This is a genomic window from Bacteroides sp. MSK.18.37 (assembly GCF_019129155.2).
Classification (GTDB): Bacteria; Bacteroidota; Bacteroidia; order Bacteroidales; family Bacteroidaceae; genus Bacteroides; species Bacteroides ovatus.
Genome location: NZ_JAHOIB020000001.1, coordinates 3030412 through 3053649, shown reverse-complemented (window position 1 = coordinate 3053649; position 23238 = coordinate 3030412). Strand labels below are relative to the sequence as shown.

The window sequence follows — 23238 nt, the reverse complement described above, 5'->3', positions numbered from 1 at the left end:
TTAAAAGTTAAAGTTCAAGCCCATACTGAAGGTACGTGAAATCGGGTAACGGCTGCTGTCGATGCCATTAATATCAACTTCCGGGTCAAAGCCGGAATATCCGGTAATAGTTGCCACATTCTCGCAAGAGAAAGAGATGCGGGCATTTTCCAGTTGAATCTTTTGCATCCACTTTTTAGGCAGTGTATACGAAAGCGTGATATTCTTCAGACGGAGATAGGAACCGTTTTCCACAAATCTGTCGGATACACGGCAGTTCTGGTTCGGGTCTCCCCAAATGGCGCGGGGCATAGAGTTGCTGGTTCCTTCACCCGTCCAGCGGTTCAATACGGCTGTGGTCTGGTTGTAAGCGGCTGCCATTCCTTCGTTGTCAACATTGTTGGCATTATAAATCTTGTTTCCCGATACGCCTTGCAGGAAAACGGAGAGTTCCCATCCCTTATAAGAGAAATTATTGCTTAAAGAGAAGAACCAGTTCGGATTCGGGTTACCGATAACGGTACGGTCTTCATCGTTGATGACTCCATCGTTATTCAAATCCCGGAAACGGATATCCCCCGGAGCTGCTCCCGGTTGGGTGGCATGGCGGTTTACTTCCTCCCAGTTTTGGAAAAGTCCGTCGGTCACGTATCCGTAGAATACATTGATCGGATAACCGGCTCTAAGCATAGTCACGTATGAGTTACCCATCTGATTGATAAACATCGGAGTTTCGCTGTTCAGGTCCAGAATTTCATTCTTGTTATAGGTAGCCGTTAAAGCAGATTCCCAAGAGAAAAGACCTTTCAGGTTGATGGTGCGCAGGGTCATTTCCACTCCTTTGTTGCGCATCTTGCCGGCATTGGTAAAGGTTTCAGTAGTATCTTCAAAACCGGAGGTGATAGGGATGGAAGCTTTCACCAACATGTCTGCCGTCTTTTTGATGTAGGCATCCAGCGAAAGGTTGACACGTGAATTGAACAGGCTCATATCCACACCGAAGTTGGTTTGGCGTACCTCTTCCCAATGAATATTCGGATTGGAAAGGGTGGTAGATACCAAAGCGGTGGAGTTGTTGTTGCCGAAAGGATAGACTCCTGTATTATAGGAAGCCACAAAGCCGTAGTTACCGATTTCCTGATTACCGGTCACACCGTATCCAATACGCAGTTTGAGGTCATTCACCGGAGAGTTGTCTTTCGGAAACCATTCTTCCTGCGAAATACGCCATGCCAGAGAAACGGAAGGGAATGTTCCCCAACGGTTGTTCTTACCGAAGCGGGAGGAACCGTCACGGCGCACAGTGGCTGTAAGCAGGTATTTATCTTCGTAAGAATAGTTGAGACGTGCCATCAGAGAAAGCAGTGCCCAGTCGCTCTGGCTGCCACCGATACTGTACATCTTCTCGCCGTTGTCCATTTCATGGATATTATCAAACATGAAGATATTCTTTTGAGCATTCAGGTAATCATAGTTGTTCCACTGGGCGGAAGAACCTGCCATCACACCTACACGATGTTTTTGGGCGAAAGTATGGTCGAATACAAAATAATTATCCCACAGGTAGGTAAATGATTTGTTGTCACTCTTATAGCGGGAAGATTCTTCTACCGGATTCGGTTTCCAGTCGTAAGCCGGAGTAAAGTTGTCGACAAACCAGAATTTGGCATCATAACCAAAGGTACTTTTCAACTTCAACCATTTGGTAAAGGCAATCTCTCCGGTGATGTTTGCCAGAAAGTTATATCCTTTTGTCTCGTTCGTCATCATATACAACGTACCGATCGGATTGCGGACACTTCCATACCATTGCGCTTCCTGTCCGGGACCGCTCCAGCCACCGTCTTCATTCTTCACCGGCTGGGTGGGAAGTGCTTTCATCGCATCTCCGATGCTATAGCTTCCTCCCTCTTTCACGTCCGTACTGAATGTCAGATTGGTAGTGAACTTCAACCATTTATTGACCTGGGCATCACTATTTGCCTGGAAATTGAAACGACGGTAATTAACGCTTTCCACGATACCGGACTGGTCGAGGAAACCGCCGGATACATAGTAATGTGCCTTTTCCGTACCGCCGGAATAGCTAACCGAATAGCTTTGTTTCACTCCCGTACGTAGCATCTCATCCAGCCAGTTCGTTCCTGTTCCCAATAAAGAAGGATCTGCCCAATAAGGGTTTGTATTATCATCATTATTAGACAGCATATCATTGCTCAAAGCGGCATATTGCGCAGCATTCAGCATATCGGGCACTTTAGTAGCGTTCTGAATAGCCCAGTTTGCGTTTACCGTTACTTTTCCGGCACCCTCGGCACCACGTTTGCTGGTAATCATCACCACACCGTTGGCACCACGGGAACCATAGATAGCTGTTGCCGAAGCATCCTTCAATACGTCTACCCGTTCCACATCAGCCATATTCAAAGAAGACAATCCCAAGTCGGTAGGAATTCCGTCAATGACAATCAGCGGGTTACTGTTGTTGATCGTACCCAAACCGCGAATTTTAATAGTGACATTATCACCCGGCTTACCGGCATCGATTATCTGCACGCCGGATACTTTTCCCTGCATTGCCTGACCGATATTAGCTACCGGAGAGTCTTTGATGTCCTTCACTCCGACAGAAGATACGGCACCAGTCAAATCGCTCTTTTTCATTGTTCCGTAACCTACCACTACTACTTCGTCCAATACTTCCGTATCTTCCTGCAAGGTTACTTTCAACGAGTTTTTCCCGTTCACCGGAACTGTCTGCGTTTTATAGCCGACAAAAGAGATAGTCAGCGTGCTGTTAGCCGGAACGCTTAATGAGAAATTACCGTCTACATCGGTTATCGTACCATTCGTTGTACGTCCTTCCACCACACTGGCACCGATCACCGGTTCACCCGTGGCATCTACTACATGTCCTTTTATTGAAATCTGTTGTGCGAATGCACTAAGAGATAGGAACAAGCCCCACATTATTAATAAGAGGCGGCGTTCAAAGCCTTTCGACTTCATACTCTGTTTCATGTACATTAATTTAAAGTTAATATTAGGGTTACTTTTGTTTTCGTTCTCTGTGTCATTGCTGAATGACCGTGAAACAAAAGTATCCACATTTCATACTGCTTCTTAAAGCAGATAGCAAAAATATAGTGATTTATACAGTATCTCACAGCATAAACCACTAAATATAAGAACGTTATAAAATAGAAGTCAGACTAAAAAAGTAGTGATTTTCTTATTCTTCCACCTTCCCTATTTGCATTACTTTAGTCTCAAATTCATCTCTTTCTCCCAAAGCTTTGTTACGGACACGGGTCCGGTAATTATAAATGGTAGTCACGGAATAACGGAGGAATTGCGCTATCTTGGTACTGTCCGTAATCCCCAGCCGGATAAGGGCAAATATACGGAGTTCGGTGTTCAACAGTTCTCCCGGTTTGGGTTGCATGGGTTCGGTAAGCAGCGCATTAAATTCTTCCACAAAATTGGGGAAGAGTTGCAGGAAAGTCATGTCGAAATTTGCATAAAACTCTTTCAGTTCTTCGTCAAGGAATTGAGAAGATTTAATGGCTTTATATAGTTCTTCCACTCTTCCGGCAGCGGCAATTTTATTTAGGGAACGACGGTATAAATCCATCTTGTCGAGATAAGTGGAGCATTGGTCCATATATCGGCCGATATATTCCTCCTTGATATAGTTGGCTTCCGAAAGCGTATGGTTCATCTCTTTCAGTTGCGAATTGGAGTCGTGAAGTTCTTCGTTCAGTTCTTGCAACAACGTATTAGTATCAACCACTTCGCGACGTGCGGCAGCAACCTTTTTCATCTGCTTGTAAACGAAGAAAATGGCAACCAACAAAAATACGGAAAGCAAACTGATACAAATCAATGATACTTTCATCTCCTGTTGCTGCCGTTTGGTTTTCAATTGGTAAGCCTGGTCAATGATAGGAAAGACTTGCGAGATTTCTAACGTACGAAGGCGGGCATTACAAAGAGTGGCATCCTCTAAGGAGCATTTCAGGTAATTGTAGGCACGGTCAATATCCCCTTCATCGTAGACAAGAGAAGCGAGTTTGCGCAAAGATACATATTCCTTTACTGCCGATTTCAGGTCGGCAATGGCCGAAAGAGCCAGGTAATGTTTTTGCCCCTGTTTGTCGCCTTTCAACCGGTAACCCTCGGAGAGAGTATAAGTAAGCATTGCTTTTGAATGGTCATCCAAAGAAGGTTTGTTGTAATATTCCATCAGCATACGGATGGCTTCATCGTATTGAGCATGTACGATACACTTATCCGCCATCACCAACACGTGCCCCAAAGAGTCGGAAGCGTTGACCTGCAGAAGAGAGTCACGATACAGATCCGTCATTCGATAATACTCTTTCTTGACTTTCTCCGTAACGGCATAATCTCCCATCAATCCGTAAATAGTGCGATACAGATGATAATAGTAACCATAGAGATAATCGGGCAACGTTTTCTTATCAATCTGCCCCAATAGTTCCAACGCTTCTTTATACATTCCGGTAGTTCCCATCACTTCCGCCATATTCATGGCAGCATCATCCAGGTAATCCAGTTTATCCATGCGATGCGCCAGTTCCTCTTTCCGTTGAGCATAGACAAAAGACGAATCCAGATTATAAGCCCGGTATTCATCGAAAAGACGTCCGCAAAAACCATATCGTTGTTCATCGGAAGTAGCCTCCGCCAACAATTTCTTCAGGTCAGCGATACGCGCCTCCTTTTCTGCTCCATAGGTCTGACGGTTTTTAATGATACCATCAATCTCACGAAGTAACGCATCGGTACTCTTATTATCTTTTGCATAAAGCAGACCGGAAAGGACGATTGTCACAAAAATCAGAATCACTTTTTTCATAGTGCCGTATGTATTATAGTTGCAAAGATAAAAGTCTTTCAGAAACTTCCGGCTTTCAGGAGAAAATTATTGCAGGCAGAAAAACAATGTTTATTAAAAAGAGGAGGTAAATCGGATTTATTATAAACATAATTATTATATTTGTAATAATTGTATTTATAATAATCAGTATGGCAATCGTTAATAACCCTTTTATCGTAGGCGGATACCTATCTCCCCATTACTTTTGTGACCGCGAAGTGGAAACAGAACAGTTGATACGTAACATAACCAATGGAAGAAATGTCGTTATCATTTCTGTGCGTCGCATGGGAAAGACAGGTCTGATTCGTCATTGCTTTTATCAGGATGAGATTAAAGAGCATTACTATACATTCTTCATTGATATTTATGCGACAGCCAGCCTTAGGGAATTTGTATTCGCTTTGGGAAAAGAGATTTTCGAGAAGCTCAAACCCAAAGGAATAAAGTTCATCGAACGTTTCTTCTCCGTCATTTCCTCACTGCGCGCAGGTTTTAAACTGGATTCTGTTACGGGAGAACCCACCTTCGATATTGGATTAGGAGACATTCATACTGCAGAAACAACACTGGATGAAATCTTCGCTTATTTAGAACAGGCTGATAAACCTTGTATCGTAGCCATCGACGAATTTCAGCAAATAGGCAATTACACAGAGAAGAATGTAGAAGCCATATTGAGAACTAAAGTCCAGCATTGCCAAAATGCTCGTTTCATCTTTGCCGGAAGCCAGAAACACATTATGATGAATATGTTCAACAGCCCGGCCCGACCTTTTTATCAAAGTGTCAATATGATGCAACTAAAGAGCATTCCGCTTACGGCATACAGGGCATTTGTTGAAAGGCTTTTCCTTGAAAATAAGAAACGTATTGAAGAAGAACTGATAGACGAAGTATATAATTTCTTTGAAGGACATACCTGGTATGTACAACTCATGTTTAATGAATTATATATACTGACCGGAAAAGGGGAAGTGTGTGATCGTTCCCTCCAAAGTATTGCCCTGACCAATATCCTGCAGATGCAGGACTTCACATATCAGGAGATTTTCTCCCGCCTTCCGGAAAAACAGAAAGAAGTACTGATTGCTATCGGAAAAGAACAAAAAGCAACCGGAGTCACTTCAGGAAAATTTATAAAAAAATACAAGCTAAGTACTCCGAGTTCCGTACAAGCTGCACTCAAGGGATTACTGGAAAAGAATCTAGTCTCGCAGGAACAAAATCAGTATGAAATAGCTGATAAACTGTTGGGAGTCTGGTTACAAAAGAATTATTAGACTATAAATCCTAGAAATGAATAGTTAAGAATAAGGTTTCATTCATTTTTGGTACGGTTATTAGCAAAGCATCTCCATTATCAACATTATTTGGCTAATGACATAAAAACGCAAGAGGGTTTATATTCATCACTCTGGTGCGTCAACATCCCCAACTTTCTTTCCCTTTCTTTGTTCTTTCTGCGGGAATATGCTACTTTTGCATTATCTCATAAATATGAGAACTAAAGAAAGGAACAAATTATGGAAGAAGTAAAAAGAATCCCTTACGGAGTTTCCAACTTTGTGGAAGTGGTGGAACAGAATCAATATTACGTGGATAAGACTATGTATCTGCCGTTGTTGGAAAAACAACCTAGTAATTTGTTCTTTATCCGCCCCCGCCGTTTCGGCAAGAGCATCTTTCTGAGTATGCTCCGAACTTATTATGACATCGCTCAAAAAGAAAAGTTCGAAAAACGTTTCAGCAATTTATGGATAGGCAGTCGTCCTACACAGTTGCAAGGGACTTTCCAAATACTCTTTCTTGATTTCTCCAGAGTGGGAGGGCTTGACAGAACGCTTGCCGAAAACTTTGATGATTACTGTTGCGGCGGACTGGATGATTTTGCTTCTATCTATGAACCCTATTATTATCCCGGCTTTGAAGAGGAAATGAAAGCCCAATACGGCACTACCAACAAACTGAATTTCCTCGATCGCAAGGCACGCAACAACGGCTCCAAGCTTTATCTGATAGTGGATGAATATGATAATTTCACGAATGTGGTGCTAAACGAGCAAGGCGACAAAGTCTATCACGCCCTAACCCACGCCAGTGGTTTCTACCGCGAAATCTTCAAGAAGTTCAAAGGCATGTTCGAACGCATCTTCATGACCGGAGTCAGCCCCGTAACGCTGGACGACCTGACTAGCGGATTCAATATCGGCTGGAATATCAGCACCGATCATCAGTTTAATATGATGTTGGGATTCAGCGAGACCGATGTACGCGAGATGATCCAATACTATAAGGATGCCGGACAGTTGCCGGGCAATACGAACATAGATGCGATGATAGAGGAAATGCGACCGTGGTATGACAATTATTGTTTTGCCGAAGAAAGCTTGGAGCGTGACCCGAAGATGTTCAACTGTGACATGGTGTTTTATTATCTGCGTCATTATATGACTTTGGGCAAATCCCCCAAAGAAATGATAGACCCCAATACCCGCACGGACTATAATAAGATGAAAAAACTTATCCGGCTGGACAAATTGGACGGTAACCGCAAAGGAGTGTTACGTAAAATCACCGAAGATGGGCAGATTGTCACCACGTTGACAACTACCTTTCCCGCTACCGATATTACCAAACCTGAGATTTTCCCCAGTCTGCTTTTTTATTATGGTATGCTTACCATTACTGCCACTCGCGGCAACTATCTGGTGTTAAGTATTCCCAATAATAACGTGCGTAAACAGTATTACGAATTCTTGTTGGAAGAATATCAGGACAATCGACATATTAATCTGAACGACCTTGGCCTGATGTATTACGAAATGGCTTACGACGGCCATTGGCGTGAAACGCTGGAATTTATCGCCCATGCCTACAAGGAAAACTCTTCCGTGCGCAACGCTATTGAGGGAGAGCGCAACCTGCAAGGCTTCTTTACTGCTTACCTGAGTACGAATGCATATTACCTGATAGCCCCGGAAGTAGAATTGAACCACGGTTATTGTGATCTGTTCCTAATGCCCGACCTGATACGCTATGACGTGAAGCACAGTTATATCATCGAACTAAAATATCTCTCTGTCAAAGACTCGGAAGCGAAAGCCGAAGCCCAATGGAAAGAAGCTGTAGAGCAGATAAAAGGTTATGCTGCCGGTCCCAAGGTACGCAGGATGATATACGACACCGAGTTGCATTGCATCGTCATGCAGTTTCGCGGATGGGAGTTGGAACGGATGGAAGAAGTCAGATAGAAACTCTGCCTGATATAATTATTCTGAATACACAAATTTTCATTTCTCATAGTGTCTTTCCAGTCAACCTATAACAAGAATAAAAAAACAACTAGTCAACCATTATCAGGGAAGTACATATTCTTTTTGTCCCATATATTGTGGGAAAGTATTCCCTACTAACTGGGAAAAGATTCCCTCATTTTGTGGGAACAAATTCCCATAATATGAGGAAATACTTTCCCACAATATATGGGACGATCGGAACTAGTTTATCTCCAACTAGAAAAAGGAAGAAGACAGTATCTTGACTATGAGAAATACCTTGAAATACTATGAGAACAAGGTGAATTTTAAGCTAAAATAGAGGGTACGTTATGAGAAATACCATATTAGAAAGTATTTCTCATAAGCTACTTATTTGATTCTTTGTTGTTTATCAGTCATCAATGAGAATATGAGAAATAAAAATGAAAAATCGTGGTTCTTAATCAAATTCCGTGCTAGTAAAGCTCATTGAAAGGCCGATGGATAAAGGGATATCGGCATATTAGAAATAACAAATAAATTATCCAAACTATATGCATCTTAAAGTACTCCAGAATAGCCATGAATAAGGTAATTGAACATAAATAAGTAGCACGGAATTTGATTAAGAACCAAATCGTTTGCAGAGCTTGCTGAATTTTTAATTGATGTACTCATGACTGCACCGTTCTTAGTTAAATGGAAATTTAGGGGCGCTATGCCCCTAAATTTCCATGTTTGAGTTGACATTTACCTCATTTCCAGACCTTTGTAAACCAATTCAATTTTATTCTTTTGATTCTCATACACCACTTTTTTAACCGGCATTTATAACAGTTGAACTGTCCTAATTCAAGTTCTATTTCTAAATCCCGTACCCGTTCGTTTTGTTCCATCCACATGCCCCGTAACGCATCTCGCTGTGATTTGGCTTCCCTATACATTTCAAGCTCTTTGTCGCGTGCCCCTAAGAGGAAAGCATATATCAAGCACGTCTCGGATTTACTGATACAGAATTGTTCCAATGCTTTCACATATTCCGGATCAATGCCTTTCTCCCTGGTTTTCAGGAATCCACGGAGACTTTCATCGTTTACAACCGTTTTGTAATCCTTGAAATATGACATGATTACCCGCATATCCACCCAAAGTTGGATATATTCTTTTTTAAGATTGTATTTCTTAGCCGCTTCTTCTACGCTAATCCATTCTGACATAATGTTCGTTTTTTTATGTGTGATACAATGAAAGAGGGATACTCTTTTTATTATATTAGTGCAACGGGCATCTACGCTTCCTGCAGTCCGGTGGGCGGGGATTGGTTAGGTTATATTGGGGTATTATGAATAAACCGACCGGATACAAGAAAGGCGCAGATGCTGTTGCACCATTATCCGCTCATGAGGCTTAGCAAGACCTTTCCAAAGGATAATGATAACAACAGACACCCACGCCAATCGTTTATATATAACACATTCCTGACGGATATGTTGATATACACCGTTCGCGTGGAGTATCTGCTGAATCATCTCTCTTTGGTCGAAAGTTGCTAATTTTCATGAGCGAGAGATAATACGCTTTTACTCCAATAAGAGATAAAACCACTTTCCACCAGTTCCATCACGCTGATGGGCAGAAAGCGTGTGACAAAGATAAATGATTTATTTGGAATATATTGGAAATAAGGTAATAAATAATAAAAGGTACATACCTTACAATAGAAACAGACAAAAGAAAAACAATTCTGTTAATAAGCCCTCAACCCATAATCGAATCTCATCTTCTTGCTATCTTTCACTTCAATTTTCAACAAATTACTTCCTTTTCGCAAGTAACGGCTGTAATCGCTGATATTATATTGATTATATTGCCTGGTCTGCTTTGCCTCCTGCGCAAAGACTTCCACTCCATTCAGCCAAACTTTGGCTTCTCCGGCAACATTCAGCCATAAAGACAGATGATTGAAATCCTTATCCACCTTAAAAGTAGCTTCTGATACTACCGTAGAACGAGGGGGACAGTCGAAAGGCAAAGAAGTCATTTTCAGCTCCTGACCGTTCAGACTGACAAGGCGGGTATTCTTGCTTCCATTCTGACCGTCTGCAATCAAAGTAACAGCTTTCGCAGGGGTGATTTCATACAAACGGTTGTGCATCAGGTGCAACAAGCCTTCCGGTATTTTAGTTACTTTCCGGTCGTAAGTAATCAGGCCGTTCACTTCTCCTTCCACATCAGTGGTTTGTGTATAAACAGCCGCACTCAACCCTTGGGCAATCAGCGTTTCCAAATCATATACCAGACGGCCGTAACTATCAATCAGAGCCATTGCTCCGTCTATATTCTTATACCCCCAGTTCCTCATATTCGGATTCCAGATATGCTCTTTGATCGCCCAGCCATAGCCGCCGAATTCTCCCAGTACGGAAATGCGGTTGCCGTTGTTCTCCGGCAGAATCATGGAAGTGACAGGATAATTATGTACGTCGTACATATCGCCTACGCCTCTGTCCGTCCAGCCGGTCACTCCGTTTATCAGGCGTGTATCGTCGTATTTTATCACTTTATTTACGATTTCCACCGTGTTATGCTGTCCCCATCCTTCATTGAAAACCACCCAGGTAGTGATACAGGGATAGAAACGGAGACGGTCGATCATCTCGAACATTTCTTTTTGCCATTGGCGGGTGTGTTCTTCGGGAGCATTCCAATCGGTAGTAGCCAACGGATTGACGTGTTCCTCCTTCTTCCTCGACGTAGCAAAACCGGAAACCATGTCTTGCCACATCATCAATCCCAGGGAATCGGCGTAATAATAATATTGCTCCGGTTCTACTTTGATATGTTTACGGATCATATTGAATCCCATCTTCTTCAACTGCACCATGTCCCACAACATCGCTTCCTCGGAAGGAGGAGTCAACAATCCGTCGGGCCACCAGCCTTGATCCAGCGGACCGTATTGGAAGATGGGTTGGTTATTCAGGCAAATACGGTTATATCCGCACTCATCTTTACGGACATCTACTTTTCTCAAGGCAAAGTAACTCTTTACCCGGTCTAAAACACGTCCTCCATTGGATAAGACAATATTCAAATGATACAGTTTCGGAGATTCGGGAGACCATAAGACAGCGTTCGGAACGTCTATCTCCATCGCATTAGTCAACTTCTGTTCCACCGTCTTGATTACTTTGCCATCATCCAACACTTCTATTTTCACTTCTTCATTGCCTTTGGCTCCGGCTATATCGAAAGCCAGCTTCACGGATTTTCTCTCAATATCAGTGGAAGGAAGTACCTGACGGATATAGGTTTTATTCACCGCTTCCAGCCACACAGTTTGCCAAATACCCGATACAGGTGTGTACCAGATACCTTCCTGGTTAAGTTGCTGTTTCCCTCGGGAGATAGATTCCGTGTCCGTCGGGTCGGTGACAGCTACTTCAATGCTTTGAGAGCCACTCTTCTTCAGGTATTTAGTAATATCGAACGAGAACGGGTTGTTTCCTCCTTTATGCGTACCGACCAACCGGTTATTCACCCATACTTGACATTCATAATCCACTGCTCCGAAATGCAGGATAGTAGATTTGTTCTTCCAGGAAGGATCCAAGGTGAACTCACGTTGATACCATAATTTATCCGTAGGAAGAAATGTTTTCTGCACTCCGGACAGAGATGATTCAATCGCAAACGGGACCAGGATTTCCCCTTCAAAGGAAACATTCTTCCGGGACGTGTTCTGATCCGTTACGGCATACTTCCACAATCCATTCAGATTGATCCATTCGGCCCGTTGCAACTGCGGTCTGGGATAACTTTGCCACACATTTTCCGGCGTCACCTGTTCAGCCCATACTGTTTTGATTTTATCACCTTTAGGCTCCCATGCATGGGCAAACACCTGCGACATGGCTCCTAAAGCCAGAGTTAGTAAGATTCTCTTATCCATAAGCATTAGCGGGTTTTATATTCTTTAAAATCTTTCCGTCGATTCTTATTGTAGGTATTCCACATTTTCTGGAAATACAGTACATCACTCTTGTCCGCCCATTCGAAATAGGCTGTTTCCAATTCTTTTGCCATTTCAGGATATTTACCGATCAGGTTGTGCTGTTCGGTACGGTCTTCCTTGATGTTGTACAATTCCCATTCATCTCCTTTGAAGTTGGCGGAAACCAGCTTCCAATCGCCTTTACGCACCATGCGGTTGCCTTCATGTTCCGCATAGATGTATCTTTCGGGCATCTTCTTTCCTTTCACAATCGGAAGGATAGACTGACCTGCCGTAGGCAGAATCGCTCTTCCCTGATATTCTTTCGGATAAGTGGCTCCTGCCAGTTCCACACAAGTAGACATGATATCGGAAAATTGTGCAGGCTGATGATTCAGTCCGCCTTTGTTCTTCACATGATTACCCCAGGAAATAATACACGGCGTGGAAATACCTCCTTCATGTGCATAATGTTTATAGAGCGTGAACGGCGTGCAGCAGACATTTGCCCAGCCTGTACCGTAATGATGATAGGTTCCGGGCAAACCCATCTGGTCGAGTTCTTCTCCGGTATGGGTATGGTATTCGACTCCGGTCTGTTTGTCGAAGCCAAATTCGTGCCATTCGGCACAAGCTCCGTTATCGGACATAAACATGATAAACGTATTGTCCAACTCACCGTTTTTCTTCAATTCATCCACTACCCGGCCGATGTTCGCGTCCATCACATCTACCATAGCGGCAAAAATGGACATACGGCGTGCGAGGTCGGTCTGCTGATCTTTCGTCAATGAATCCCATGCCGGTAGCGGATGCGTTTCATCTTCAAACAGACTTTCGGGAACCACGCCGCGCGGACTAAGTGCCGGTTTGCCTTGCATGAGTTTCAGGTCAACAATCCGTTTCCAGCGAGCGTCACGAATCTTGTCCCATCCCTGCATATAGAGAGACATATATTTATCGGTCACTTCTTTCGATGCGTGCAAAGGGAAATGGGGAGCGTTATAAGCCAGATACAGGAACAACGGTTTCTTCTCCTGATGTGCCTGGTCGATGAAGTCAATCGCATAATCCGTTATCACATTGGTAGCGTAGAAAGTTCCTTCCTCATAGTGTCTGGGCGTACGGTCTTTCGGCAAACGGGTATATACCGCCGGATTCCAGAAAGAGTTGAATCCGCCCAACAAACCGTAATACTCTTGAAACCCACGAAGAATAGGATTCGACTTATTCCCCAAATGCCACTTTCCTGACATAGCCGTAAAATATCCGGCATCTTTCAGGACTTCTGCAATCGTGACGTTGTCCGAATTGGAACGGAAACCGGAATATCCTTTCGGCCAGGCAGGATGACTGCCGTCCATGTGTCCCAATCCCGTCTGATGGGGATAAAGTCCCGTCAACAGGTTGGCACGCGACGGGCAACTGCGTGCACTGTTATACATCTGCGTCATACGGACGCCATTCTTTGCCAGCTTATCCAACACCGGTGTATGAATCTCACCACCGAAACAGCCGAGATCGGAGAAGCCCAAATCGTCTGCCAGTATGATAATAATATTCGGTTTGTCCTGCGCATACGTCATCGGAACCAGAGCCTGGCTGCCTGCTATCAATAAAGAAGTTTTCATTTGGTATTATAATTAAAGTTGGGTTTGAATTTACCATTCTCATAGATCATCGGAATTAATCCGGGACGGCACGTCACTTTATACTCCGCCGCCTGTGCCCCACGCGGATTGAAGAACATGGTAGCCCACCAGTTTCCATCCTTATCCTGGAAAAGATTGTTGTGTCCTCCTCCCGTGATGGCATTGTAGCGTTCGCTATAGGGACCATACACATTATCGGCTGTCGAGATGATGCAGTCGTAACTATAACGTGTCTTCGGTGAGGTTACTCCCTTTTTCTCAATATAGGTATCTCCCTCCGACGTACGGTGCGACCATATAGCTTGTACGAGGTGATATTTGTTATCGTATTTGAAGATAAACGCTCCTTCAATATACGGTTCCGGATTATATTTTTTCTCTTTCAATGTTTTCAGTTCCTCGGCAAATCCGCTCATATCCGGTTTCATACGGGCGATATAATGGTTGTGCCCGACAAAGTAGACAGTGCCGTCCGTATCTTCGAACAAACTTCCGTCGATGTTCGGGAAGATGGCTTTGTCTTTATTACCTCCGATATTCTCGTACGGTCCTTCCGGCTTTCCGGTCTTGCTCCGCAAAATGAAAGAACCTCTCCCACCTGCCGACTCATTCATGCAGGCAACGATAAACCAGTTCTTCACACTTTTGATATAATGCATTTCCGGAGCCCATACAGCATGGAAACGGTTGTCCATCGGATCACCGTTGATGGATTTCTTCTGATATTTCTCTCCTGCTTTATATACTTTCGGTTTCTTTTGCCAGGTTCCGTCTTTTTCCATCGACCATATTTGTCCTCTGGCTTCCCAGGACTTCATATCTTTGGAACGCCACAGGTACAAACCGTCGTTCCAGTCCCAGCAATGCCTCTGTCCCGGAAAGTAACGATCGGGAGTAGAGGTGGTTCCTGTGATATAATAATAACCGTCGGGACCCAGTGTAGCCCAAGTGTCCCTCATCCAATAATCAAATGCCGGCTTTACAGATGTCGGAACACGTAGTTCCGGAGCGTTTGTATCTGCCGTTCCATATAACTGTGCTGATGCTGTAGAGATGGAAATAAATCCTGTAAACAAGATCAATCCTAATCGCAAAATCAATTTCATATATTTCTGTTTTATGTTTACGGATACAAAAATAGGCCGTTGCGGGGCAGACTTCATGGAATCATGTTTTTAATATCCGTAGGTATGTACAATCTTCTTATTTTTTAGTATTCCGGATGGAGATAATTAAATGGATTCTGTTTAAAATGGTAACGTCTTTGCGGGAGAGGCAGCGGGTCCTGCAAACGCAACTCCCATGCCAGTAAACGGGTCAGAAGTTCTGTTTGAATTTCGCTGTATTTCTTCTCGCCAAACAGATTATGAACTTCCGAAGGATCTTTCTTTAAATTATAGAGTTCTCCGTTGCCATAATGATTCATGACCAGTTTCCAGTCATCCTTTCTTATCATGCGTGAGGTACCGCTTTGCGTCCAGGTGTTCAGTTCGTCGAAGTGGGCTATTTTGCCGGGAGTCAATGCTCCTTCCTGTTCAAAAGTCAGGGAGGCATCCAGTCCGACATCGGCTCCTCCGAAGCCTTGTTGTACGACCATGCTGGAGAATTCTTCTTTAGGGTAAGCTTTTCCGGTCAGCATCGGCCACAAGCTACGACCCTGAACTCCTGCCGGTATTTCGGCACCGATGGCAGAGCAGAAGGTGGGGAAAAGGTCGGCTATCGATACGTGGCTATCCATAGGGGCAGGCTGGTTTTTAATGTGATATCCTGCCCATACCATCGGGATACGTGCGAGGCTTTCGGAAAGTCCGGCTCCTTTACGGATCAATCCGTATTCCCCCCAGTAGTCACCGTGGTCGGAAAGTACGACAAAGAGGGTGTTTTCATATTGTCCGCTGGCTTTCAATGATTCGATCAGTCTCTTGATCTGATCGTCTATCAACCGGATCATTCCGATATAGTTGGCACGGATTCGAGGCAAGTCTTGTTCCAGGTTCGGGCAGGACGCGTCTTCCAGTTGCGCCAAAATACGGTATTTCTCTCCTTTCTTTGCCAAATCTTTGCGGGAGGTCTTTAAGACAGGGAGCTTATCGGGGGAGAACATGGAGTAATAGGGTTCACATACCTGATAAGGGTTGTGAGGTTCCGGAAAAGAGACCCATACGAAGAAAGGATTTTCTTTCTGCTGTTTAATCCATGCCAGCGCTTCGTTCACGATTTTGGTGGGATGCTGTTCTTCCAGCGAGATGGGAGATGGCTCCAGCCATTGCCCCCTGGCTTGCTGATTCAGGAAACGGGCAGTCTCTTTCTCTGCGGGAGTCGTCTTTTTGTGCTTTCCCCAGTGTCCGTATTCAGACCAGAAATCCAAGTCGGCAGGTTTCAGGTAAGCGTGATTCTTGCCAACCAATGCTGTTTTATATCCGTTTTCTTTCAATACGCCCACTAAGTCCTGTTGATAGGAGATGTCGGGGATATTGTGATTCGTGCGTACGTGAGTGGCGGAAGGAAAACGCCCGGTGAACATGGAACAACGTGCCGGAGAGCTGGCCGGCATCACAGTGTATGCCTTATTGAACCATACATTCTCCTGCGCCAAACGGTCGACAAAGGGAGTCACTTCCAGCGGAAAACCTTCCCTGCCGCACAAATCGGCACGCTGCTGATCGGTCATAATAACCACAATATTCGGTTTGCCGGTTTGCGCCTGAACTGACATAGCCAAACCTTGTATGGCAAGTCCTGTGATACAAAAGATTGTTTTCATTTTATTTTTATTTGCTATTTGACAATTTAGAGTTCACCACGGAGGACACAGAGGACACGGAGGCTTAATCATTTTATTCATTACAGAGTAACACAGAGTCTCACGCTTTTTTTACAGCTAACTGCATCTATCACTCTGTTCCTTGCAGAAAGAGAGAAAAAATGCTGTGTCCTCTGTGCTCTCTGTGTCCTCTGTGGTGAACTAAAAACGATATACAACCATGGAAGCTGCCTCCAGTTCGAACGGTTGATTCAGGTCCAGCCCGACTTCCGTCTCTACCGGTTGGACTTCATTCGGAGCAAACGGTGTGTTTTCTTTTCCCGGAACCAGTACCAGACTTGTTTTATGTGCCTTGATGGGACGTTTGAAGCCGGAAACTTCCGGTTGTAGAGTGACTTTTTTATCCTGCAGGTTTATCAGTTTCAGGATATATTGTTTGCTGGCCGTATCATATCCCATCGTAACAAAGATGTTCTGCAAACCTTCTATATCCTTGATCGCTGCATCCAGACACACGTCAAACGTGTTATCCCTGAACATCTTTGCCAGGTAGAAGAAGGAAGTCTTTACGCTACTGTCTACTCCATTAATCAACATCGGCAGGAAGATACGGTGTTCCAGAAAGTCCCAATGCCTCATCACCGGACGTTCAGCAAACAAGGGATTCAGATCGCCGTTGCGTTCTATTGACATACGGATGGCTCCGGTAGCCAGCAGGTTATAAGGATATTTTCCGTTGATTCCCAATTCGCCGATAAATAGATCGGCAACACCCCGTTTGTAGTTATCAAAACGATAATGCTGTTCGCAAGCCCATTCGATTGAGTTATAATAATGTTCGTCGAACACTTTTACATTCTTCGGGTTGACAAAATTGGGAATATCCTTCCGTTTGTCATCATTCTCTCTTCCGACTACACGGATGACACTATTGGCTATATAAATCAAGTCAGGATATTTGGCGGACAACGCCTGATAGATTTTCTCATAACGCTCCCAATACACAGGTCCGAAATCTTCATTTCCAATCTCGATATATTTTAGCGGGAAAGGAGCGGGATGACCGTTCTTTGCCCGTTCAGCTCCCCATTTCGTAGTTGTATCACCAATGGCATACTCGATGGCATCCAACGCATCCTGGATATAAGCGTCCAGATCGACATCAATGTGTCTGAAATTCCACTGTGGACTTTGCTTCACCCAACCACTGCAAATCATACCCGTAGGCATCACATACATCGCATCAGCTCCCACATATTCGCACAATTCATAAAACTCATGATAGCCGATTCCGTCGGTACGGTAATAAGGCGCCCATTTGCTCCACTGTCCCGGACGATTTTCAATCGGTCCGAGCGTCTTTTTCCAGTGATACATCGTTTCTTCATTGACTCCGTGCACGATGCATCCGCCCGGAAAACGGATAAAGCTGGGAGAAAACTCTTTCAGGTTCTGAACAATGTCTTTACGGAATACGGATTTTCCATCGTTCCAGGTATCGGACGGGAACAGGGAAACGACATCCATCTGAAATTGTCCTTTCGACATCGGTTGTATGGCAAACATTCCACGCCGGACGTTCTTTTCCGGTTTCAGTTCACCGGTATATTTTGTCCAGTCCCGATTCCCTACATTCACTTCGATCACATTGCTCACCCGTTGTCCCCATTCGTCAACCAGAAATACACGTAACGGAGCGGAATAATTTCTGTTCTTCAGAAACAAGGAAAGGCGGTAAGACGTATCCGTCTTCAAGTTCATTCCATAATATCCACGGTTGAGAATCAGAGCATCCGAATGGTTCGCAATATCTTCCGTGACATTAACCAGCATCGAATACTTATTTTCCCCGCTCATCGGATTTTCATCCGTGCGACTGATAAATACAGGAGTATATGATAACGGATAAGTCGTCCATCCAATCAGCGGATCGGCCTGAAACACTTTTTTCTCTTTAACGCGGGGAGCCGGAACATTTTCATAAAGACCGTTCTTCACAGATAATCCGGCAGGAGGTGTAGCTTCTTCAAACGAACGGTTACGTATCAGTTCGGCATGCAAGGCACCCTCGCCCATCATTCCTATTTCTTCATAATGGAAACCATACTTTACGGGAGCCACTTTGTGGGTTTTCGATTTATTGATATACAACGTTCCATCGGAGGAAGACGGAGAGGAACTATTCCCATATACCAGAGGTAATGTGAAAAACAGACCGATACCAAACGTAAAGGATTTGAATGTCGAATGATTCATAGCATTTGTTTTTAGAGTTTCACATTGCAAATGTGGTCTTTTCTATCCAAGAAAAACAGAAAAATAATGCTTAATACCTGCAATCATGTATAAAAATCTGTAGCGAAGCGGCAAACTGAACATGAGTGCTGCCCGTTTGAACAATTCTACGACTGTTCAAAACAAAAAAAGACGTATCTTTAGGTCGTGAAAATCAATCAGAAAAGCCATGAGAACCACCTTACTTAAATTCGTACTCTTATTTAGTCTCGTGCTCTTAAATACAAGCTTGTCGACGGGACAGATTCAATATAATAACATACGCTTCAAACAGCTAAGTATAGCTGAAGGACTCCCGCATAATACGATCAATGCAATCACCCAGGACAACCACGGGTTCATCTGGTTTGGTACACGCAACGGATTGTGCCGATATGACGGTTATAATATCAACCTGTTCGCACATAATGAAGCCGACAGCACCTCACTCCGCCACAATTTCATCACACGCTTATATAACGATTCGCTCCGTAACATTCTATGGATCTCTACCGATCAGGGCATCTGCAGCTATAACTACGAGACAGAAGATTTCAGCCGTTACCAGATTAAAGGGAACACTAAGGATGATGTTTGTTTCCTGAACACCAGCGATGGTATGCTTCTGGCAGCTTGTAGCAACGGACTCTATCGCTACAATGAACAAGACAGCTTGTTCGTCCCTTTTCTTCTCGATAAAGAAAAACCTCATGTGAGATACTTTGCGGAGGACGGAGACAAAACCTTATGGATAGACACCAACAAAGGACTGATGCGATACAGTCTGGAAAAGAAACAGTTCGTTTCCCTCCCGACTCTCATCCAGCCTTTTACACTGCAATGCAACAATGCCGTCCTGATCTCGTCCAACCAGCTTTTATTTAATACTAACAACGATTTTTTCGTCTATCATATACAAAGCAATACCCTGTGTAATCTTTCGAAAGACCTTGAAGTGAAAGACTTCCGGTGTGCGGCAACCGACCATACGGGGAATATATGGGTAGGCACGGAGTATGGCATCTTTGTCTTCAACAAACTCTATCAACTGATTGCACATTACGAACAATCGGAACGAGATTTAAGTGCGCTGAACGATTCTCCCATTTACAGCCTTTATCAGGACAAGGCTCATAATATGTGGGTGGGAACCTATTTCGGAGGAGTCAACTATTATATATTCGGTTCCGACCAGTTCCAGATATATCCATACGGAGCCAGTTTCAATCATTTGAGCGGAAAGGCTGTCCGCCAGATTATCAATGCTCCGGACAACGGTCTGTACATCGCCACCGAAGATGGCGGATTGAACTACCTGAACAATAAGAAAGAAATCACCCGTGCCGAACGGCTGCACAAGCAAATGCAAATTTACGCCAAGAACATACATTCTTTATGGCTCGACAAAGATAACAGCCTGTGGCTCGGACTGTTCCTGAAAGGAGCTCTTCACTATATACCGCATCTAAACCGCACGGTGGACTATAATCTACTGTCGGATGAGGTTTCTTCCGGCTTCTGTATCATCGAAGACAAGAACGATCATATCTGGTACGGAGGCCCTTCCGGCTTATTCCTGATCGACAAGAAGAAAGCAAACTCCCGCCCGGAAAAGATTTCATCTCTCCGTGTCTTTAACCTGGTACAGTTTAATGACAGTATACTTTGGGCAGGAACCCGAAAAGGCAGTATATTTCAGATCAATACCCATACACTGAAAGTAACCTCGCTCCCCATCCTGCCGCATACCGATCTCTACATCACCTATATCTACCCCGATTCACATCAACGGATATGGATAGGTACAGACAACAACGGGCTTTATGTATCGGACCGCAACGGTAGCATTATCGCCTTTTACAGTAAAGAACAGTTGGGATCCAACGCCATCAAAGGTATCATTGAAGATGAGATGAGCAATGTTTGGGTAGGTACCGGAAACGGACTTTGTTGTATCAATTCCCAAACAGGAAGCATTGACCGATATACCACGGCCGACGGATTGCCCATCAACCAGTTCAACTACTCCTCCGCCTGCAAGAAGCCTGACGGAGAATTGTATTTCGGAACTATCAACGGTATGATTTCTTTCTACCCGGAACAGGTACGCTCCGTCAATCCCCGTTTCAACATTGCACTGACTGCCATTTGGAGCAACAGCGAATATATGTCGCCCAACAATGAGAAAGCATTCATCCCTTCCTCTATCTCCGAACTGACAGAGATCACCCTGACGCACGAACAAGCCCAATCCCTGCGTCTCGAATATTCCGGCCTGAATTATCAATATACCGACAACACTCAATATGCGATGAAAATGGAAGGTATCGACAAGGACTGGCAGTTTGTAGGCAACCAGCATCAGGTACGCTTCTCCAATCTGCCTTCAGGAAGATATATCTTAAAGATCAAAGCCAGCAAAGATGGTATCCACTGGGACGAAACGGGCCAAAAGGACCTTGCCATCAGAGTCCTTCCTCCTTGGTGGCTCTCACCGGGAGCATATTTAGTTTATGCACTACTCTTCCTATTAATCATTTACGCCGCATACAGATATACCAAAACGCGTATCATCCTGCTCATGCGACTGAAAACGGAGCATGAACAACGCGTCAACATAGAGAATATGAATCAACAGAAGATCAATTTCTTCACTTACATCTCCCATGACCTGAAAACACCGCTGACCCTGATTCTATCGCCTCTGCAACGATTGATCCAGCAGCCACAAATCAGCAACAACGATAAAGAGAAACTGGAAGTCATCTACCGAAACGCCAACCGGATGAATTATCTGATTAATGAACTATTGACATTCAGTAAAATCGAGATGAAACAGATGCGTATCAGCGTCCGGAAGGGAGACATCATGCACTTTCTGGAAGAACTGTCGCACATCTTTGACATTGTAGCCGGGGAACGGGAAATTGACTTCATCGTCAATCTGGAAGACACCGAAGAGGAAGTCTGGTTCTCGCCTTCCAAGCTGGAACGGATTCTTTATAACTTGCTCTCAAACGCATTTAAATATACCCAACCCGGCGGATACGTCAAGTTGAGTGCCAAACTAATAAAAGAAGAGAAAGGAACATTTGTGCAAATCTCCGTCAAAGACAATGGCAGGGGGATTCCTAAAGAAGCTCAAGAACAAATATTTGAAAGTTACTACCAAGTTGAGAAGCGCGACCATCGCGAAGGATTCGGACTGGGATTATCGCTTACGCGTTCGCTCATACACATGCACAAAGGGGAAATCCGGGTAGAAAGCGAAATCAACAAAGGTTCGGACTTTATCGTTACCCTGAATGTATCCGAGGATGCTTACAACCCCGATGAACGCTCGTCCGAGAACATCACGACCGAAGAAATACAGAAATATAACCAGCGAATCAAGGAAACCATCGAACTCATTCCTGAAAAGCTGACCAACAAAGAAAAAGATCCTGCCCGGGAATCTATTATGATTGTAGAGGACAATAAAGAAATGAATGATTATCTTGCCAGCATATTCAGCGAGAAATATGATATTATACGGGCGTATAACGGTGCGGAAGCCTGCAAGAAGATAGCCAAACAGCTGCCCAACCTCATTATATCGGATTTAATGATGCCGGTGATGGACGGCCTGGAATTCACGGAACGTGTCAAACAGGACGTAACGACCAGCCATATCCCCGTTATCCTCCTGACTGCAAAGACCGATGAAAACGACCATACGGAAGGTTATCTGCGGGGAGCCGATGCGTATATCACCAAACCTTTCAACGCCAAGAATCTGGAACTGCTGGTACAGAATATCCAAAAGAGCCGGAAACAGAGCATTGAACACTTCAAACAGGCAGAAGAACTGAACATCAAGCAAATAACCAACAACCCGCGGGATGAAATATTCATGAAAGAACTGATGGAACTGATTATGGCGAACCTCACCAAGGAAGACTTCGGAGTAACGGAAATCACAGCCCATCTCCGCATCAGCCGCAGCCTGTTGCACATGAAGCTGAAATCACTCACCGGATGCTCCATCACTCAATTCATACGGACCATTAAGATGAAAGAGGCTAAAACTCATTTACTGAATGGTATGAATGTCTCCGAAGCATCATTTGCCGTCGGTATATCAGATCCAAACTACTTTACAAAGTGTTTCAAGAAAGAATTTAATATCACTCCGACAGAGTTTCTCAAACAGTTGAAATAGAAAGCAAAAGTAACTGCTTCAGAAATTCAACCTACCCTTAGACAACGTGTCAACTATTAATAGAAAAGTTCTTTTGCTCCCTTTGCAAAGATCTCTTCCCTTCATAGTAAAGTTGTCTTTGCCCTATTTCAAACTATAAACGCAAGTTCCGTTTATATAATTGCAAGCTTTGTTTTTATAAACGGAACTTGCATTTATAAAAACAAAGCTT

At 44.0% G+C, this 23238-nt stretch carries 12 protein-coding genes; 3 read left to right on the top strand and 9 right to left on the bottom strand.

The features are described 5' to 3' along the window. Positions 1–3000 carry a SusC/RagA family TonB-linked outer membrane protein gene (locus KSX81_RS12300; RefSeq protein ID WP_004322917.1) on the bottom strand — a complete coding sequence of 1000 codons (3000 nt, stop codon included), beginning with the start codon at positions 2998–3000 and terminating at the stop codon, positions 1–3. A gap of 211 nt (positions 3001–3211) precedes the next feature. Then, complete coding sequence (locus KSX81_RS12295; RefSeq protein ID WP_004298604.1) at positions 3212–4861, bottom strand: DUF6377 domain-containing protein; 1650 nt, start codon at positions 4859–4861, stop codon at positions 3212–3214. A 170-nt stretch (positions 4862–5031) separates the two neighbouring features. Between KSX81_RS12295 and KSX81_RS12290 the strand changes: the two genes are divergently transcribed. Then, complete coding sequence (locus tag KSX81_RS12290; protein ID WP_004298606.1) at positions 5032–6165, top strand: AAA family ATPase; 1134 nt, start codon at positions 5032–5034, stop codon at positions 6163–6165. A 243-nt stretch (positions 6166–6408) separates the two neighbouring features. Next, the gene (locus KSX81_RS12285; RefSeq protein WP_004298610.1) at positions 6409–8136 is read left to right on the top strand and encodes an ATP-binding protein; all 1728 of its coding nucleotides are present in this window, start codon (positions 6409–6411) and stop codon (positions 8134–8136) included. A gap of 761 nt (positions 8137–8897) precedes the next feature. Here KSX81_RS12285 and KSX81_RS12280 read toward each other — a convergent pair. The 7 genes from KSX81_RS12280 to KSX81_RS12250 all read right to left on the bottom strand — a co-directional run bounded on the left by KSX81_RS12280 (position 8898) and on the right by KSX81_RS12250 (position 18808). Next, positions 8898–9359, bottom strand: coding sequence for a hypothetical protein (locus tag KSX81_RS12280; RefSeq protein WP_004298612.1), 462 nt, complete (start codon positions 9357–9359; stop codon positions 8898–8900). A 123-nt stretch (positions 9360–9482) separates the two neighbouring features. Continuing rightward, entirely contained in the window at positions 9483–9671 is a 189-nt protein-coding gene (locus KSX81_RS12275) for a hypothetical protein (RefSeq protein WP_004298614.1), read from the bottom strand. 218 nt (positions 9672–9889) lie between these two features. Then, a complete protein-coding gene (locus KSX81_RS12270) occupies positions 9890–12094 on the bottom strand; it encodes a glycoside hydrolase family 2 protein (protein WP_217725445.1) in 2205 nt (734 codons plus the stop codon). Positions 12095–12099: 5 nt separating this feature from the next. After that, positions 12100–13767 carry an arylsulfatase gene (locus KSX81_RS12265; protein ID WP_217725444.1) on the bottom strand — a complete coding sequence of 556 codons (1668 nt, stop codon included), beginning with the start codon at positions 13765–13767 and terminating at the stop codon, positions 12100–12102. Next, the gene (locus KSX81_RS12260) at positions 13764–14951 is read right to left on the bottom strand and encodes a family 43 glycosylhydrolase (RefSeq protein WP_181990051.1); all 1188 of its coding nucleotides are present in this window, start codon (positions 14949–14951) and stop codon (positions 13764–13766) included. Before KSX81_RS12260 ends, KSX81_RS12265 begins: the two co-directional genes overlap by 4 nt. Positions 14952–14998: 47 nt before the next feature. Then, positions 14999–16552, bottom strand: coding sequence for a sulfatase (locus KSX81_RS12255; protein WP_004298626.1), 1554 nt, complete (start codon positions 16550–16552; stop codon positions 14999–15001). A 201-nt stretch (positions 16553–16753) separates the two neighbouring features. Then, entirely contained in the window at positions 16754–18808 is a 2055-nt protein-coding gene (locus KSX81_RS12250) for an alpha-L-arabinofuranosidase C-terminal domain-containing protein (RefSeq protein WP_217725443.1), read from the bottom strand. Positions 18809–19016: 208 nt separating this feature from the next. Here KSX81_RS12250 and KSX81_RS12245 point away from each other — a divergent pair, with 208 nt between their 5' ends. Next, positions 19017–23027, top strand: coding sequence for a two-component regulator propeller domain-containing protein (locus tag KSX81_RS12245; RefSeq protein WP_217725442.1), 4011 nt, complete (start codon positions 19017–19019; stop codon positions 23025–23027). Positions 23028–23238: the final 211 nt, after the last annotated feature.